Source organism: Paenibacillus terricola (genome assembly GCF_014779765.1).
Classification (GTDB): domain Bacteria; phylum Bacillota; class Bacilli; order Paenibacillales; family Paenibacillaceae; genus Paenibacillus_T; species Paenibacillus_T terricola.
The window spans coordinates 371,013-387,151 of sequence record NZ_JACXZA010000005.1 but is presented as its reverse complement, the minus strand read 5'-3'; the positions used below and the strand labels follow the sequence as shown (position 1 = coordinate 387,151).

16 protein-coding genes are annotated in these 16,139 nt (G+C 54.0%); 7 read left to right on the top strand and 9 right to left on the bottom strand.

Going from position 1 to position 16,139, the window contains the following annotated elements; all coding sequences use genetic code 11:
• Window positions 1-3 precede the first annotated feature (3 nt).
• Window positions 4-846: an AraC family transcriptional regulator gene (locus H8B09_RS20600; protein ID WP_191205442.1), complete on the bottom strand. Its 843-nt coding sequence runs from the start codon at window positions 844-846 to the stop codon at window positions 4-6.
• Window positions 847-975: 129 nt separating this feature from the next.
• Here H8B09_RS20600 and mgrA point away from each other — a divergent pair, with 129 nt between their 5' ends.
• Window positions 976-1,974, top strand: a complete 999-nt coding sequence (gene mgrA, locus H8B09_RS20595) for an L-glyceraldehyde 3-phosphate reductase (RefSeq protein ID WP_191205441.1) — start codon at window positions 976-978, stop codon at window positions 1,972-1,974.
• Between the two features lie 108 nt (window positions 1,975-2,082).
• Here the strand turns inward: mgrA and H8B09_RS20590 are convergent, their stop codons facing one another.
• Window positions 2,083-2,289 carry a hypothetical protein gene (locus H8B09_RS20590; protein WP_191205677.1) on the bottom strand — a complete coding sequence of 69 codons (207 nt, stop codon included), beginning with the start codon at window positions 2,287-2,289 and terminating at the stop codon, window positions 2,083-2,085.
• 159 nt (window positions 2,290-2,448) lie between these two features.
• The gene (locus tag H8B09_RS20585; protein ID WP_191205440.1) at window positions 2,449-2,802 is read right to left on the bottom strand and encodes a DUF4870 domain-containing protein; all 354 of its coding nucleotides are present in this window, start codon (window positions 2,800-2,802) and stop codon (window positions 2,449-2,451) included.
• A 290-nt stretch (window positions 2,803-3,092) separates the two neighbouring features.
• Between H8B09_RS20585 and H8B09_RS20580 the strand changes: the two genes are divergently transcribed.
• A complete protein-coding gene (locus tag H8B09_RS20580) occupies window positions 3,093-4,424 on the top strand; it encodes a transglutaminase domain-containing protein (protein ID WP_191205439.1) in 1,332 nt (443 codons plus the stop codon).
• A 64-nt stretch (window positions 4,425-4,488) separates the two neighbouring features.
• Here H8B09_RS20580 and H8B09_RS20575 read toward each other — a convergent pair whose 3' ends face one another.
• From H8B09_RS20575 to H8B09_RS20565, 3 genes are read right to left on the bottom strand one after another with little or no spacing between them, the layout of a single operon-like run.
• Entirely contained in the window at window positions 4,489-5,472 is a 984-nt protein-coding gene (locus tag H8B09_RS20575; RefSeq protein WP_191205676.1) for an ABC transporter ATP-binding protein, read from the bottom strand.
• 29 nt (window positions 5,473-5,501) lie between these two features.
• Complete coding sequence (locus tag H8B09_RS20570) at window positions 5,502-6,293, bottom strand: ABC transporter permease (RefSeq protein ID WP_191205675.1); 792 nt, start codon at window positions 6,291-6,293, stop codon at window positions 5,502-5,504.
• Window positions 6,293-7,069: an ABC transporter permease gene (locus H8B09_RS20565; protein ID WP_191205438.1), complete on the bottom strand. Its 777-nt coding sequence runs from the start codon at window positions 7,067-7,069 to the stop codon at window positions 6,293-6,295. Before H8B09_RS20565 ends, H8B09_RS20570 begins: the two co-directional genes overlap by 1 nt.
• A 209-nt stretch (window positions 7,070-7,278) precedes the next feature.
• On the opposite strand from H8B09_RS20565, the gene H8B09_RS20560 reads away from it, so the two are divergent.
• On the top strand, window positions 7,279-7,980 hold the full coding sequence (locus tag H8B09_RS20560; RefSeq protein WP_191205437.1) for a hypothetical protein: 702 nt from the start codon (window positions 7,279-7,281) through the stop codon (window positions 7,978-7,980).
• 68 nt (window positions 7,981-8,048) lie between these two features.
• Here H8B09_RS20560 and H8B09_RS20555 read toward each other — a convergent pair whose 3' ends face one another.
• Complete coding sequence (locus H8B09_RS20555; RefSeq protein ID WP_191205436.1) at window positions 8,049-8,600, bottom strand: glutathione peroxidase; 552 nt, start codon at window positions 8,598-8,600, stop codon at window positions 8,049-8,051.
• A gap of 268 nt (window positions 8,601-8,868) precedes the next feature.
• Here H8B09_RS20555 and H8B09_RS20550 point away from each other — a divergent pair, with 268 nt between their 5' ends.
• Both H8B09_RS20550 and H8B09_RS20545 read left to right on the top strand, forming a co-directional pair.
• On the top strand, window positions 8,869-10,143 hold the full coding sequence (locus tag H8B09_RS20550; protein WP_224753811.1) for a stalk domain-containing protein: 1,275 nt from the start codon (window positions 8,869-8,871) through the stop codon (window positions 10,141-10,143).
• Window positions 10,144-10,190: 47 nt separating this feature from the next.
• Window positions 10,191-10,559, top strand: a complete 369-nt coding sequence (locus tag H8B09_RS20545) for a hypothetical protein (RefSeq protein WP_191205434.1) — start codon at window positions 10,191-10,193, stop codon at window positions 10,557-10,559.
• 124 nt (window positions 10,560-10,683) lie between these two features.
• On the opposite strand, the gene H8B09_RS20540 is transcribed toward H8B09_RS20545, so the two are convergent.
• The gene (locus H8B09_RS20540; protein ID WP_191205433.1) at window positions 10,684-11,688 is read right to left on the bottom strand and encodes an electron transfer flavoprotein subunit alpha/FixB family protein; all 1,005 of its coding nucleotides are present in this window, start codon (window positions 11,686-11,688) and stop codon (window positions 10,684-10,686) included.
• 223 nt (window positions 11,689-11,911) lie between these two features.
• Complete coding sequence (locus tag H8B09_RS20535; protein WP_191205432.1) at window positions 11,912-12,673, bottom strand: electron transfer flavoprotein subunit beta/FixA family protein; 762 nt, start codon at window positions 12,671-12,673, stop codon at window positions 11,912-11,914.
• A gap of 250 nt (window positions 12,674-12,923) precedes the next feature.
• Between H8B09_RS20535 and H8B09_RS20530 the strand changes: the two genes are divergently transcribed.
• Both H8B09_RS20530 and H8B09_RS30605 read left to right on the top strand, forming a co-directional pair.
• On the top strand, window positions 12,924-15,146 hold the full coding sequence (locus tag H8B09_RS20530) for a (Fe-S)-binding protein (protein ID WP_224753810.1): 2,223 nt from the start codon (window positions 12,924-12,926) through the stop codon (window positions 15,144-15,146).
• Window positions 15,147-15,940: 794 nt separating this feature from the next.
• Window positions 15,941-16,139, top strand: a 199-nt coding sequence (locus tag H8B09_RS30605; RefSeq protein WP_224753809.1) for a hypothetical protein, incomplete at its 3' end; no start/stop codon positions are given.

Below are 16,139 nucleotides of genomic sequence, written 5' to 3'. Positions count from 1 at the left end.
ATGTTATTGTTCCGTCTCGCGTCCGTACTTGCTTGGCGGAACGCCAACGACTTTCTTGAACATGCGCGAGAAGAGCAGCGCGTCCTTGTAGCCGACAGAGCGCGAGATTTCAGCGACCGTCAGACCCGTGCTGCGCAGCAGCTCGCACGCTTTGTCCATCCGGTAGCGGAGCAAATATTGCTGCGGCGGGAGGCCAAGCGACTCGCGGAACAACGTCGCGACATATTTGCGGTCCAGCCCCAAATAATCGGACAGCTGCTTCATCGACACCTCCTCGTCATAGTGGCGATGGATGAAGTCGGCGGCGCGGCGCACATATTCCTCGCGAGGCTTGACCGTATCGGGATTGCTCGCCGGGGCGGGAGCCTGTTTAATGAGCGCGGCAAGCAGCTCGAACAATACGCCTTGCAGCAGCAAGTCGCCGCCTGGTCGATTCGCCATTTCGGATAACCGGTCAAACCAGCTTTCATTCACGACAATCGGGTTATCAAACACAGGTTGATCCGGCAGCGCTGTTCTTGCAATAATCGCACTAGCCTGGCTGCCGCTGAAGCCGAGCCAGCTGTAGACCCACGGTTCGTCCGTATCAGCGGTATAATGAACGACTTCGTTCGGCGGCGCATAGAAGCCCTGTCCGCCGCTAAGTTCATACGTAACGCCTCGGAAGCGTAATTGACCCTTACCGCTATGGATAAAATGAAGCTTATGATGATCGCGGACACCTGGCCCCCAGTTATGTCCTGGCGGGCAAGGCTGTGTGCCCCAATACGAGACATTCAGATCGTTGCTCCCGCTGGAGGGGGCTGTTTGTTTGCGGATACCGTCTTTGGTTGGCTGTATGGTCAAGTTAAACACCTGCTAACTTTCATGTTGGAATTCTGACATTATACCATATAAACGCGTCATTCTGGCATTGGGCAATGTTGTCATGAAATGCTACAATATTGGCATAACGGACAAGGAGATGAATACGAAATGGTATATGTAGCAGACGAGCAACGTTACGACACCATGACATATAATCGCAGCGGCAGAAGCGGCCTGCGCCTTCCGGCGCTGTCGCTCGGACTGTGGCACAATTTTGGCGGCAACGATAAATACGAGAATGGACGTGCGATGGTACGCAGAGCGTTCGATCTGGGCATTACCCATTTCGACCTCGCGAACAACTATGGTCCGCCTCCGGGATCGGCAGAGACGAGTTTCGGCGAGATCATGCGTCAAGACATGGCGCCATACCGCGATGAGATGATCATCTCGACGAAGGCCGGCTACCATATGTGGAAAGGGCCTTATGGCGAGTGGGGCTCGCGCAAATATATGCTATCGAGTCTTGATCAGAGCTTGAAGCGGATGGGACTCGAGTATGTTGATATTTTCTACTCGCACCGTCCTGACCCGAACACGCCGCTCGAAGAAACGATGGGTGCACTGGATAGCGCTGTTCGTTCCGGCAAAGCGCTGTATGTCGGCATCTCGAACTATTCGCCTGAGCAGACGGCAGAAGCTTCGGCTATTCTGAAACGTCTTGGCACGCCATGTCTCATCCACCAGCCATCGTATTCGATGCTGAACCGCTGGATCGAGAACGGCCTGCAGGATGTGCTTGACCAAGAAGGCATCGGATCGATCGTCTTCTCGCCGCTTGCTGGCGGCGTCCTGACGGACCGTTACCTGCAAGGTGTACCTTCGGATTCCCGTGCAGGGGGCTCGAGCGTGTTCCTCAATGAACGCGACCTGACCGAGGGCAAAATGGCAAAAGTCCACAAGCTGAACGACGTTGCACGAGAGCGTGGACAGTCGTTGGCACAGCTTGCACTCGCTTGGGTGCTTCGCGGCGGACGCGTGACGTCTGCGCTGATCGGCGCTAGCCGCGTGGAGCAAATCGACGACAACGTAGCGGCGCTGAACAACCTGTCGTTCACCGAAGAAGAGCTTCGTCGTATCGAAGATATTCTTGCGCTGCCGAACTGATCTCCGCAAGGCGTTGCAATAGAAATGAACTACCTATACCAGAAGAGAAGCCTTCAGTTCCGCTTGATGCGGCTGAAGGCTTCTTGGTGCATACATGTGTGATTCGATTTATCGACAAGCAGGGAACGGAATAATGTCTGCAACCTGATTGAACGGATAGTGGAATGTTGCGAATTGCGATTGGTACATATATTGCAGTACGTAGATTTCGCCGCCTTGTACGCTGCACAGAATGCCGGAGACACCCGTGCCGTTGCGCATCGAAATGCCGACAGGACGCCCGATGAGGCTGGTCGCCTTCTGCTGCAGAGGCATGGCTCCAGGCAGCATCGCTCCTGGCTGCATAGGACCAGGTGTTGGCATGAACATACGAATATCTCATCCTTTGCACATGGAGTCTGATGACGAGATAGTGTATGCACATGCCTCGACTGTTGATCACGATGTATCACAGGGAGATGCAGCGGGTGAGCGTTATTTGAGGAACCGAATCGTAAGCGGGTATTGGTAATGTCGTCCCTCATAGGCACGCAGAGTGCCGATGATGGTCAGGACGATCCAGGCAATCCCGATAAGAATGGAAGTCAAGATTCCGATGAAGATGACGATCAGAATGCTGGAGATAATGCCGTAGATTAAGATGCTGATTTGAAAATTGAGCGCTTCTTTGCCCTGTGCATCGACGTAAGCATACTGCTCCCGTTTGATGAGCCAGATGACAAGCGGCCCAATAATGGATCCTAACGGGATGACTAGTCCGGCGAAAGCGAGCAAGTGGCACAGCATCCCATACAGGCGTTCATCGTTCGACAGTTGACCTGGTAACATCACTTACCTCCTCGAATCCGACGTGCCTGCAGGCCGCGCGGATTGGATTGTTGGCCTATCGATCCACGATATGCGGCAGCAACGGTAGCTATTCGGTTTTTTCATTTTTAGAATACAAATCTAGAATGCGAATATATAGTTAATTTTTTACTATTCATCCTATATAATTGCTTAGTAGCGCGAGTTCAAAAAGTACGGTTCTTATGTTTGAACTACCTTTTGTAGATTAATAGGGATCACGAATAATGGAGAGTGAAGCATTGAGACGCTCGAGGTGGCTTGTACTAGGAATGATAGGGATTGTTGCACTGAGCTTGATTACGCCGTCAGATGTACGGGCTGCAGCCACTGCGAAGCAGCCAGCCAAGCCGGCATGCGATTCGAGTTGGTATGAACCGACGATGACGAAGGTTCCTCAAGGTAGAATTACGGTCAAGGGGCAGGCCCAGCCTGTCAATCTTTATATTGAGAATGATTCAGAACCTTATAAGTCTGATATGACATTAAGCACCGACTCTGTGACGCGAGTATATCGTGTAGATGTAAGGAATGGTCAGAAATATTACTTCATCGATAATGACAAGTATGTGCTGGGCAATTCAAGCATCAAGTATGAGGCTGTGCCACAGAAAGTTCGCAGCTGTATGGTGGATGCCGTAAGCAGCTATAACGTAACGACATGGACTGCTGAGGCGAAGAAGTTGAAGTCGCCGCTCGTCAAGCTTATCTATTTGTTTCAGAGGCTGGATGAGTTTGTAGACTATGATTATGATCTGTATTTCGGAACCGGCGGAGATCCACTCTCTCATACGGCTAATGGTGCACTTGCCAATGGGCTGGCCGTCTGCGACGGTTATGCGACAGCGCTTCAGCTACTGCTGACTAAGGTTGGTATTGAGGCTAAGGTGATTGAAGGCACCGCGAATAACGGCAGCGGCAAGGGCTATGAAGCGCATGCGTGGAATCTGGTGAAGCTGGACGGGCTTTATTACCACGTCGATCCAACGTGGGGGGATGGTTATATCGGTCAATTGCATTATTTCTTACAGCCGGACCAGAATATGAAGCGGGATCATCGTTGGAACGAGAAGACGAATGCGACAAGCGTGAAATATACATATTTGGATCGAATCCGGTATGGTTTCAATTTCGATTATGTCAATGAAACCTACTATGATATCGGCAACAATTACGACTATCTCATATACAGCAAGAAGTTCGGAGACAAGTCCGGCAAGACAGCCATATCACACTCGCCAGACGGTGTATTCGGCGCACCGCAAATCTATAACGGAGAGTTATACTATATGGAGATCGATGGGCTGAAGAAAACGTCGCTGGATGGCTCAGGCGAACGAATCATGAATGAAGGCGATCGTAATGCGGTTCATTTCATTGTATTCAACAATCATATTTATTACAGTACATTCGGGCCTACAGAAGACGGCTCATACAGAAGCGACATATGCAAGAGAGATATAGACGGCAGTAACCGGGTATTGCTGAACAGCAGCGCCAGGGAGAGCTCTTTGGCAGGTTTTTATGTTTATAATGCCGGAGCGCACAGCACGCTCTACTACTATACGGATGACCACCAGCTCGTTCGACTTGATGCGATCTAACGATAACAGAAGGCTCCACCTGTAACAGGCGATTGATTGTGCCTTGCAGGAGGAGCCTTCGTCTCTAATAGAGCGTATGAATCACATCTTCGAAATGCGGCTCCTCCATATGTACATCCTCTATGTCCCCGTATTGCTCCAAGAGACGGAGCGCCTCCATCGCGCTAATTGCTTCACGATTGCACTCGGCTGTAAGCGTACGTCCATCGACTTCCGCCAAGCGGAGCGATGTGGCATTCTCATTAATCTCGGCAGAAGGCAGCACCGGCGCCTGCCGATATGTAACCCGAATAAGCGTCGGCAGCCCGATACGTCGGCGAAGCTCATCGATCGTACCATCGAATCCAAGCGTTCCTCGATTGATGACGATCACGCGGCTGCACAACTGCTCGATATCGTCCATGTCGTGGGTGGTAAGCAGCACTGTTTTGCCAAGCTCGATGTTAATGCTGTGCAAATATTCGCGAATGCTACGCTTCGCCACTACATCAAGGCCGATCGTTGGTTCGTCCAGGAACAACACATCCGGGTCATGCAGCAAGGCGGCTGCGAGATCGGCGCGCATCCGTTGTCCAAGCGAGAGCTTACGGACCGGCGTGTCCATAAACTCCCCAAGCTGCAGCAGATCGGCAAGCTCATTAATGCGCGCGTCTTTACGTTCGGCGTCGATGCCGTACATCGCCGCTAGAATGTCATATGAATCGCGTACGGGCAAATCCCACCACAACTGAGTACGCTGGCCGAATAGAACGCCAAGCCGTCTGGCGACTTGGCGCCGGTCGCGGTGCGGATTGAGGCCGTCGATCCGAACTTCGCCGGAGGTCGGGTGGAGGATGCCGGCAAGCATCTTAATGGTCGTCGATTTACCTGCGCCGTTCGGCCCGATGTAGCCGACGAATTCGCCAGGCGCGATGGAGAAGTTGACGCCGCGCACGGCTTCTTTCTCGGTATATTGTCGGGACATCAGCGTGCGAAGCCCGCGAAAAGGTCCTTCCGGCGCCGGAAGCGGCGATCGGAAGCTTTTGGACAGTTGATGGACGGTAATCATTGGTTTCATGCTCTAGATTCTCCTCTTCTTCAGCTACCTGTGCTCTGGTAACGGCTAATGCCGAACCGCCATACGAATAGGGCAAGCGTGAACAAAGCTGCGGCAATGCCAGCCGTCAGCGGCAGCATCCACCAGCCTGTATCGCCGCGCAGCACGAATAGTCCCGGCATATAATTGGCGAAGCCAACGGGAATAATGCCCACCAGTATACCTTGAAGCCAGCGCGGATAGATCGATACGGGATATTGGACAGCAGTGCGGGCAGCGTCTTCGGTAATGTTCTGAAGCTCGGTGATCCGGGTCAGCCAGAAACCAGCCGATGCCGTAAGCAAACCGACGGAGAACAGCAGCAGTGCGCCGGATATAATGACGAATACCGTAAGCGGGATGGATAGCCAGCCGATCTGCCCTTCCCGTATAAGCGCCGACATGCTGACGACGAGCACTGCGATGCCCTGGAACACTTCGCCGAACCGGATCGATACGTTGCGTGACATGAGTGCGGTCAGCACAGGGATTGGGCGGAGCAGCAAGCCGTCGAGATCGCCGCTGACGAGGTAGCTCTCGATGTTATGAACGTCATTGGCGACTGTTCGATAGATGGCTCGCGACAGCGACAGTACGCTGTACAGCCAACCGGCTTCGGCGAGGCTCCAGCCTTTGATATGGCCGAACTTGAGCAGAATAACGGCAAGCATTAGAAATTCAACGATGCTGATAACGGCCGACATGACCGAGGAGAACCAGAAGTTGAAGCGGTACTGCATTCGGCTTCGAATACTCGCTCGAAACAGCAGTCCATACATGCGTAATCCACTCATCATCCGCCCTGCACCTCCACTTTGCGCCTCATCAAGCTTGTCAGTCCAAGGCAAATGGCAGTCAGGATCACAGCCCATGCCAATGACCCCAATAGCGATAATGGGGAGGACATGCCTAAATAGATTCGAGTCGGTACATAATGCAGGAATGGATAGAAGGACCAGCGAGCGATGAAGGCAAGCGGTTCTGGCAGCCATTCCAGCGGAATGAGAAAGCCGGACAAAAGCATGCTGAAGGCGTGGTTCACCCAATACAACCAACGCGATTCCGTCGTCCATAATGCAACGGCACCAATGATGTAATTAATACAGATGGAAAGGTAACCGGCGAGAATGAGAGCGACGGCTGTTGTCAGCCAAGTCATGAGCGATTTAGGGATGTACATGGGGAGAACGACAGCATACAGGGCGTAGATCGGGATAAATTTGTAGACGAACTGATAGGCGACCTGTCCCCATTCCTTGCACATGAGCTGATAGAACAGATGAACCGGCCGCATAAGCTCCAGTGCGATGCTGCCTGTCCGGACGGATTGCTCAATGCCGAGACCGTTGGTCATGAAAGCTGCTACCCATAAGCTGCACTGGTTAAAAGCGACATAGCTTACGATGCCGGCACTGCCATATTCGCCAAGCGGTTGATCCGCGGCAATCGCTGTCCAGATGGACGTGTAGATGAAGCCGAATAATGCGCTTGCGATGTTGTGGACCATGTGTGCGCCGCGATATTGCAAGTTGCGGGCATACGTTTTGCGGGACAATACGTAGAAAAGCATGACAAGAAACACCTCCATCCTGTTAAGTGCGAGTTCAAAAGCGGACTTTTTGAACAACCTCGTTTAGGTGAAAGTGCGTAGAGAGCGGAAGGAGAATATATCATAAGGCAGTAGGATTTGACAACAGATTTATCTGTTTCCACAATTTAACTTTTAATAGATGGAATAATTGTATAGGATGAGTAAAAACAGATAAGTGGGGCTTCCATATGATTGGTAAAGTGAATATTGCATTATTATTTCTTATCGTTGTGCTCGTCGCTTTTTTTGCCGGCGTTCAAATGTCCGATAACGTGAAGTCGGCCTTGAACCTTGGAGATAGCGTCGTGAAGATTGGAGAACAGAAGAGTCCGATTGCAGAGGAGCCATCTGCACCAAGCGCAGCTCCAATTGTCGAGACGCCAGAGGATGACCCAGGCATTAAAGAAGCAGGGCTGGATGCGGGAGAGAAGGTGGCGTCTGAGAGCGCGGCGCCGGAAGAATCGGATTTTCCATCGGATAATGATACAGGCAACATAATAGATCACGAAACGGCTAAGGCAAGCGAGCGTTTCTCGGAGCCGACTGATTTTAAATTCGGAAGAAATTCAGCGGACGGCATTACGTTGTCCTGGTTCGCCAACAATTTGTCCGGAAAGAAAATCAATTATTATACGCTCAATGTAAGTACTTATAATGCGGTAGGCGATCCATCGTATGATCGGCACTCGGCTAAAAGTACGTTCCAGGTTAAGTATGTCGGGCCTGTCGAGCCAGGTGAAGAGATCGTTGTTTTCAATCGGTTTACATATCAGAGCGCATTGAACTCTATTACGATTGACTCTATTGATTTGGAGTATGCGGATGGGACGAAAGAGACGGTGGCGTACGATCGTTCTACATCGGATGATAGCGGATTGAATGAGGGATAGTTAGGCAGGAGGTGCAGTTGAACAGGGAAGACCTGATCGACGGGCACCTCTTTGTGTGGTCTAAAATATTACTGGGCAAGCAGCCGCTGAAGGTCGGCTTCTATCTCCGCTGGTTCAATCGTTGGTTCGTATCGGCGAAACACCTGGCCGCTGCGATCGATGAGAAACTTCGTGAAGTTCCATTTGATGCCGCAGCCTTCGAGGATGTCGGGATACTTCTCCTGCAGAAAATGGTTCATCCACTCGCCGCCTTGCGTGCCGAGATCGAATCCTTGAAAAGGGGCTGTTTCCGTTAAGTATTGAAACAGCGGATGCGCGGATGAACCTCTTACCTCGATTTTCTCGGACAGAGGGAATGTCACGCCGAAGTTCTGCTCGCAATAGGCGTTGATCTCGTTATGGTCGCCTGGTTCTTTGCTGTTGAACTGGTTGCATGGAAAACCGAGTACGGTAAATCCTTGCTCCCGATAGTCCACGTAGAGCTGTTGAAGTCCGGCAAACTGCCGCGAGTAGCCGCACTTACTGGCTGTATTCACAATGAGCAATACTTGGTTCTTGAAGCGGGACCAGTCGAGTGATGTTCCATCGATCGTGTTAATCGGATAATCGTAAACGGACAATGCACATACCTCCTAACAGGTGGGATAGTTTCTTCATCATTGGGAGACTTGATGGATTTATTGTAGAGGAGGTTTTGGTTATTGGTCTAATATATAGAACCTATTTTGTTTATAATTAATTACAATAAATAGAGTGGGCGATGGAAGAAGGTAGGATGAGAAAATTTTACGAAATGTATAACTTTTCCATGATGGTTACGTCTATCATTGTTGAACGTGTATGTGACCTTGTAATCAGGAAAGGTGAGCGGAACTCATGGAGTGGAGAATGAGGATGAAATGGCCGGCTGCTATCATGCTTATGGGAATGCTGCTGCTGATAGCGGGTCAGTCGGCAAACGCTTCGGCGGGGGTGGTCAAGGAAACGTCAGCTGGGGCATCAGTTTCGGCTCGTATTGTTGAGGGGGAGATCCCTGCTGCAGCTCTTACATCTGAGGTGTGGAGCTGCAATTTGCAGACTAAGGATTCGTCGATAATCGTACGTCAAGGCGTCACCTATATATCCCAGTCTCAGCTGGCTGCGATGCTGCGCGATTTGGTCTGGAGGGTGGGTACACCTTCCGGTTCCATACAAGTATCAGGGCCTAATCACACGTTAAGCTTGTCGATGGGCTCACGTTATGCGGTTATGAACGGAGTAAAGCGGAAGATGTCAGGAGCCTCTTTTGTTCAAAATGGCGTCCAATACCTGCCTCTTCGTGATGTGGTCAGCTGGGCAGGAGGAACGGTCAACGTTGATGCGCAAGGGAAATTAACGATCGCTTATACCGTGAGAAGCATGGTAATAGCGGGAGATTCGGGCACCTACTGGGTACGGCGAGATAATGGCATCGTCTATACGGCGGCCGGAAGCGAAATGCCGCATCAGATCGGACGATCGAAGGTTCGGGCAGGCGACCAGTATTCCATTCGGATAACTGAGCTGGCAGAGAATTCAACCTTGCTGTCTATCAACCACAACTATGGGTCGCCGACGCTTAAACTGAATAATGACGAGTACCGGCTCATCGTGTACCGTGGCATGCTGGTTCGCGAATCGTTCGTTCATTATCTCGGTGTACAACCGATACAGTACGCGGAGGCTGGAGGGGGAATCGCTGCTATGATGAATGGCACTGAGCTTCAGCTCGTTCAGCCGAATGGCCGACTGACTGCGCGTATCGATCTTCTGAAGTTAGTGAATGAGCAGTTGACAGTAGATAAGCCGGGTTATTCCTTTGATAAAGCGTTCACGCTGGAATATGTATCGGTGGAGGAGCGTATCGCTTTGGTCAAGCCTTACAGCACCTACGATATGCTTCTGGTCGATATGAACGCCGGGACTGTGACAGAGCTGTACAAGGAGCTGCTGCCGCAAGATGAAGTCGAGATGATGAATAGGTGGAAGACCGAACCGACAGATTTTAAATACCAGGGTGATCGGATTGCATTCGAGCGAAGAGATGGTAATGTGCTGATCTTCTCTCATGAGACCTTGCATGACAGCATTCCGTACACGGAAGATCGTATTACCGAGCTTCGATATACCTTGCAGTTGTCATGAAACAGCGAGTATATGGCTGAGCTGTGTATCAGAGGGAGGCAATTCGGATGACACCATACAGGCTGGCGCTTCTTGTACTGCTGGTGTGTGTATCGTTGACGGGATGCGGTTCATCGAGAGAGCAAGAACAAGCGGATGCGATGCCAAATCAGGAGCTGAATGGGGAGGGCTGCAGTGTGCCGCCTCGCTTCATCGATTGGTCGAACAAGAAGTATGAGCTGAAGGCGACGAAGGATGAAGCTGCTGAACCGGGGATGAAATTAGGGTATTTGACATGTAAAGATGGTGTATACACGCAGCTAGGGGAAGGCGAGAACGCGGTGTTTAATATGTATATCAACGGCAATCCGTCGTTGACCCATGAGCTCATCTATCTGGGAGAATGGGGATACGCGGTTTATACGCAAGCTTCTTAAGGGATACCTCTTCAGCAATCGGCAGACAAAGCTGTTTAAAATAGCCGCAAGCGGCTCAAGATGAGCCGCTTGTGGCATTTTTTTGTTGATATAGCTAAGTAATTTGGGGCAGAGTGCTAGACAGTCAGCTCGCGCCGAGTATGCGGCGGAACTCGCCGGTGAGCAGCGGCACGATATCGAACAGGTCGCCAACGACGCCGTAGTCCGCGACGCCGAAGATCGGCGCATCCGGGTCTTTGTTGACGGCGACGATAACGCGGGAGCCGCTCATGCCGGCGAGATGCTGGATCGCGCCGCTGATGCCGCAGGCGATATACAGCTGCGGCGTGACAACCTTGCCGGTCTGGCCGATCTGCAGCGCGTAGTCGCAGTAGCCTGCATCGCAGGCGCCGCGGGAGGCTCCGACCGCGCCGCCGAGCAGCGAGGCGAGCTCTTGCAGCGGTGCGAATCCATCGGAGCTGCGCACGCCGCGGCCGCCGGAGACGATGATGTCGGCTTCAGCCAAGTCGACGGCGCCGGTCGTCTTGCGGACGACGGAACGTACCGTCGTCCAGAGCGTCGGCGCGCTGTAAGCCAGCGCCGACACCGCGCCAGGCGCGGCTCCTGCCGGCAGCGTTTCCGCTGGCGGCAGGTTGTTCGGGCGCACCGAGATGACCATCGGTGCGCCAGGGGCAATGCGCAGCCGCTCGACGGCTTTGCCGGCGTAGAGCGGCCGCGCGAATACAACGTCACCGCCATCGCCAGTCGTTACGATGGCGGTGACGTCGGCGGCGTGGCCCGCGCCGATGGCAGCGGCCACGCGGGGCGCGACTTCGCGCCCGAGCGCGGTGTGGCCGAGCAGCACCGCGTCTGGCCGCGCCGCGGCAATAGCGGCGGCGATGGCTGCCTGCACCGCCTCGGGCGCGCCGTCTCGCAGCGCCGCGTCGTCGGCGATGTGCACGACGGCCGCGCCGCGCGAGGCAAGCTCCGCCGCAGCCTCGGCGAGCGCGGTGCTGTCCGCGCCGGCGAGCAGCGCGTGCACAGCACCGCTGTCTGCGGCAAGCTGCCGCGCAGCGCCAAGCGCTTCGAGCGCGACGCGGCGGAGCTTGCCATCTTTGCATTCTGCGTAGACTAGGCAGTTTATGCTCATATATGGTGACCTCCTTGCGGATGGATGATGAGATTCGTTGTTTTCGAGCAAAAGTATGACGCAGCACAGCATCAGCAGCTGTTATCGGTCGGTTTGCCTCGGCCATGGAGTGGCTGTAAGATGCAAATGTACAGATTCCGAACATCATTGGCCGCTTAAGCCTCAAGAGGCTGCACATTCGTAGGAATCGCTTCACCTAATTCCTGCTTGTGTGGCACCGCCTCTACAGCACTTTAGCCTCTTCATGCAGCAGCTTCGCAAGCTGTGCTGCCAGTTCGGCTGGCGTACCGCCGCCGAGCCGTTTGCCGGCTGCCCGCGGAGGCACCGTCTCGACCGATAGCCGCTGCGTGGCTGGTGCAGCCGCATCTGGTCCCAGCTCGATGCGGCTGACAACGCGCAGCGGCTTGCGCTTCGCCTTCATGATGCCGGGCAGAGATGGATAGCGCGGCTCATTGAGCCCCTGCTGGGCTGTGACGAGTGCAGGCAGCGGCACCTCCACGGTAGCCGTGTCGCCCTCAACGTCTCGGTCGGCAATAAGTGTGCTGCCGTTAACCTCCAGCTTCACAACAGCTGAAGCATGAGGGAGCCCCAGCCGTTCCGCGACTTGCAGCGCGACGCTGCCCGAGCCTGTATCGACCGCGAACAAACCCGCAAGCAGCAGATCCGGCTTTAGCGGCTGCACGACGGCAGCGATTGCTGCGGCGAGCGAAGCGCTGTCATCGCCAGGCTCTATCTCCAGCCGTATCGCCTCATCGGCTCCCATCGCAAGCGCGGTGCGGAGCGCCTCCGTGCTTTGCTCGTTGCCGCACGTAATGGCGGTAACCGTACCCCCATGCTTCTCCCGCAGTCGCAGCGCCTCTTCCAGCGCATATTCATCATACGGATTGACGATCAGCTTCACACCATCCTGCGACACCGTGCCGCCTTGGACGATGATTTTCTCCTCGGTATCGAACGTTTGCTTCACGAGCACGACGATATTCATAGTCGTACAGCCTCCTCCTGATCGGTTTCGGTCGATCGATAGCCATCAGTGCTACGATATGACTTCGTACCATCGAATAGACTAGCGGGCACCTTTGTCCGCTATAGACAAGTTTCTCGATGCAGGCGTTTGAAGGCGACGCAAATGCATGTTCAATGGGCGGTACTCATATACTGGAACAACGCGCAGACATGAAAGCGCTTCAACGACTTGTCCTAGCAATCGAGCGCTTGAAGGGGGCGGTGCTGCGTTGACGGACCATTTTGTAATCGAGCTGGTTAGGTGGTTGTTGTTTGGGTTCGTGATAGGGTTGGCGGTTGGGTGGTTCGGGCTGGCTGTGATGAATCGGGTCTCTTACATGCGTCTGGGTCAGGACAAATTCCGTTCGCCTCCACGTGAAGGCGGCAGCGGCAAGTCAGCGGTTGCGCAGACGGCGGATGTTGCTGGGCAGGTGTTCGGGCATCGGAAGCTGCTAAGGGATGTTCGGAGCGGCGTTATGCATTTACTTCTTTTTTACGGGTTTATCGTGCTGCAATTTGGCGCATTGGCGATTATTTGGGAAGGACTGACAGACCATTTGCTGCCGTATGCGCGTTGGAATGCATTCGCCATATCGCAGGAAATAACGGTTGCGGTCGTGCTGGTCGCTGTGCTGTACGGCGTTTTCCGCAGGTACGGGGAACGGCTTGAGCGGTTACGAAGAGGTCTAAAACCTGCCGTCGTATCCTTGTTCATCGGCGGCATATGTATAACGGTGCTGCTGACGCTTGGCTTTGGGCGGATCGCCTCACCGGATACGGCGCACAGCGCGGAGTATTCGCCGATCTCATCAGCGATTGCTGACTTATTGAAGACGATCGGTTTCACCGAGCATTCTGCGTCATACGGATATGAAACCGCTTGGTGGCTCCATTTGCTCGTCCTGCTCGCATTCTTGGTGTATGTGCCGCAGTCGAAACATTTTCACCTTTTGACCGCACCTATCAATCTCTGGCTCGGAAGGGGAGTGACAAGAAGGTCGCTCCAGCCTATCAATCTGGAGGATGACAATGCCGAGTCCTTCGGCGTCGGCCAGATCGATCAATTTCGCCGAAAGCAGCTGCTTGATCTGTATGCGTGCGTCGAGTGTGGACGCTGCACGAATGTGTGTCCGGCCTCTAACACCGGCAAGCTGCTGTCGCCTATGCATCTGATTGTGAAGCTGCGTGATCATTTGACGGAGAAGGGAGCTTCGGTTACTAAGCGTCAGCCGTACGTTCCTGCATGGGCTTGGGCGGCAGGACATTCGAAGGATGAGCAGCAGGTGCACGTGATGGGCGCGTCGATGCCGATCTGGAATGGCAGCCGTGATGCGGCGGATACGTCGATCGCCCCAACAATGGAGGCACAAGCCGAGTCTTGGCAAAAGGCCGCCGGCACCGCAATCGAAGATGTAGCGATGATAGGCGACGTCATGACCGAGTCGGAGCTCTGGTCGTGCACGACTTGCCGCAATTGCGAGGATCAATGTCCGGTTGGCAATGAGCACGTGGACAAAATCATCGACATGCGTCGTCACCTCGTCCTGATGGAAGGCCGCCTGCCGGTCGAAGGCCAACGCGCGATGCAAAACATCGAGCGTCAGGGTAACCCGTGGGGGCTGCCGCGCGCTGATCGCTCAGCCTGGATGGATGCGTGCAAGGAGCAAACTGGCATCACGATCGAGACGGTGCGCGATTACGAGCGGAGGGGCGAGCGGCCGGATTGGGTCATTTGGGCAGGCTCGATGGGTGCTTACGATGTGCGCAGCCGCAAGGTGCTGTTTGCGCTCGTTCAACTTCTCGACGCGGCGGGCGTTCGATTCGCGACGCTCGGCGCGGAGGAACGCAACTCTGGCGATACGCCGCGAAGGCTTGGCAACGAGCTGCTGTTTCAGGAGCTGTGTGCGGAGAACATTGCAACGATCGAGCGCTATAACATCCGCCAGATCGTGACGGCGTGTCCGCACACGTTTCATGCCATGCGCAACGAATACATTGATTTTGGCCTGCCATCCGACGTCGAGGTGATCCATCATACGGAGCTGTTAACGAGGCTGTTGGATGAAGGAAAGCTGCGACCTGTCAAACATGTTGATGCCCGCGTCGTCTACCACGACTCCTGCTACATGGGCCGCTACAACGGTTCGTATGCAGCGCCTCGGCGTATTCTGCGCGCTGTACCCGGTGTGTCCATCGTCGAGATGGAACGTTCCGGCCGTAACGCCATGTGCTGCGGTGCCGGAGGCGGCATGATGTGGATGGAGGAAAAAGCCGGCGTCCGCGTCAACGTCGCACGCGTCACTCAAGCGCTCGCTACCGAGCCCGAAGTCATCGGCTCCGGCTGCCCGTATTGCCTGACCATGATGGAGGACGGCCTTCGCCAACTCGAACGCGACACCGTCACAGCCCGCGACGTCGCCGAACTCCTCGCCGAATCCGTCTGCGGCAAGTAACAATGGGTCGAAGTCTCACAGATAACTTAGCAATGTGTTCGAAAGAAAGCTGTCCCACAGGATGCGTCTTCAACTAGCACTCGTTCTAACGAACCGAGGAGGCGCTATTCGCAACAAATCAGTCTCGGCAAATTGTAACGAACTCAAACGCGCTTATATGATGGATTTTCTGTTATGAAGCTCCAACTCCGACCCAATAGCGCCAACCGAGTTCCTAACAGCACAAATTGAGCTCTTCAAGCGCAAATAGCAACGCTGAGATTCGATACGGCTCCAAGGGGCAAAGCCCCAAGAGGACTGCAGTCGAGTACCATCAATGGGCGGAGACAGGTGGACACGAAAGAACAAAGTATGCGAACGCTGAAACATTACTAGGCACAGTAAACAAATAGCTTTGCCGCGCAGGCGCGGCAAGAGCGGGCATACGTTCCCAAGTAGTCAAAGGTGCGTCCTTGTGAGGAGTCCAGAGGTCACACGACCTTTGGGGCCCTCCCTTGCAGGGAGGGTTTGGGTGGGTAGAGGAAGTGGAAGTGGAATGGGGTCCACAGGGGCAAAGCCCCAAGAGGACTGCAGTCGAGTACCATCAATGGGAGGAGACAGGTGGACACGAAAGAACAAAGTATGCGAACGCTGAAACATTACTAGGCACATTGATCACAGAGCTTTGCCGCGCAGGCGCGGCAAGAGCGGGCATACGTTCCCAAGTCGTCAAAGGTGCGTCCTTGTGAGGAGTCCAGAGGTCACACGACCTTTGGGGCCCTCCCTTGCAGGGAGGGTTTGGGTGGGTAGAGGAAGTGGAAGTGGAAGTGGAATGGGGTCCACAGGGGCAAAGCCCCAAGAGGACTGCAGTCGAGTACCATCAATGGGTGGAGACAGGTGGACACGAAAGAACAAAGTATGCGAACGCTGAAACATTACTAGGCACATTGATCACAGAGCTTTGCCGCGCAGGCGCGGCAAGAGCGGGCATACGTTCCCAAGTCGTCAAAGGTG

Excerpts from the sequence above, each read along its gene's own strand:
- H8B09_RS20545 (WP_191205434.1), top strand. The coding sequence starts at position 10,191 with ATGACACCATACAGGCTGGCGCTTCTTGTACTGCTGGTGTGTGTATCG.
- H8B09_RS20535 (WP_191205432.1), bottom strand. The coding sequence starts at position 12,673 with ATGAATATCGTCGTGCTCGTGAAGCAAACGTTCGATACCGAGGAGAAA.
- H8B09_RS20590 (WP_191205677.1), bottom strand. The coding sequence starts at position 2,289 with ATGCCTCTGCAGCAGAAGGCGACCAGCCTCATCGGGCGTCCTGTCGGC.
- H8B09_RS20540 (WP_191205433.1), bottom strand. The coding sequence starts at position 11,688 with ATGAGCATAAACTGCCTAGTCTACGCAGAATGCAAAGATGGCAAGCTC.
- H8B09_RS20585 (WP_191205440.1), bottom strand. The coding sequence starts at position 2,802 with ATGTTACCAGGTCAACTGTCGAACGATGAACGCCTGTATGGGATGCTG.
- H8B09_RS20550 (WP_224753811.1), top strand. The coding sequence starts at position 8,869 with ATGAGGATGAAATGGCCGGCTGCTATCATGCTTATGGGAATGCTGCTG.
- H8B09_RS20570 (WP_191205675.1), bottom strand. The coding sequence starts at position 6,293 with ATGAGTGGATTACGCATGTATGGACTGCTGTTTCGAGCGAGTATTCGA.
- H8B09_RS20565 (WP_191205438.1), bottom strand. The coding sequence starts at position 7,069 with ATGCTTTTCTACGTATTGTCCCGCAAAACGTATGCCCGCAACTTGCAA.
- H8B09_RS20560 (WP_191205437.1), top strand. The coding sequence starts at position 7,279 with ATGATTGGTAAAGTGAATATTGCATTATTATTTCTTATCGTTGTGCTC.
- mgrA (WP_191205441.1), top strand. The coding sequence starts at position 976 with ATGGTATATGTAGCAGACGAGCAACGTTACGACACCATGACATATAAT.
- H8B09_RS20580 (WP_191205439.1), top strand. The coding sequence starts at position 3,093 with ATGATAGGGATTGTTGCACTGAGCTTGATTACGCCGTCAGATGTACGG.
- H8B09_RS20575 (WP_191205676.1), bottom strand. The coding sequence starts at position 5,472 with ATGATTACCGTCCATCAACTGTCCAAAAGCTTCCGATCGCCGCTTCCG.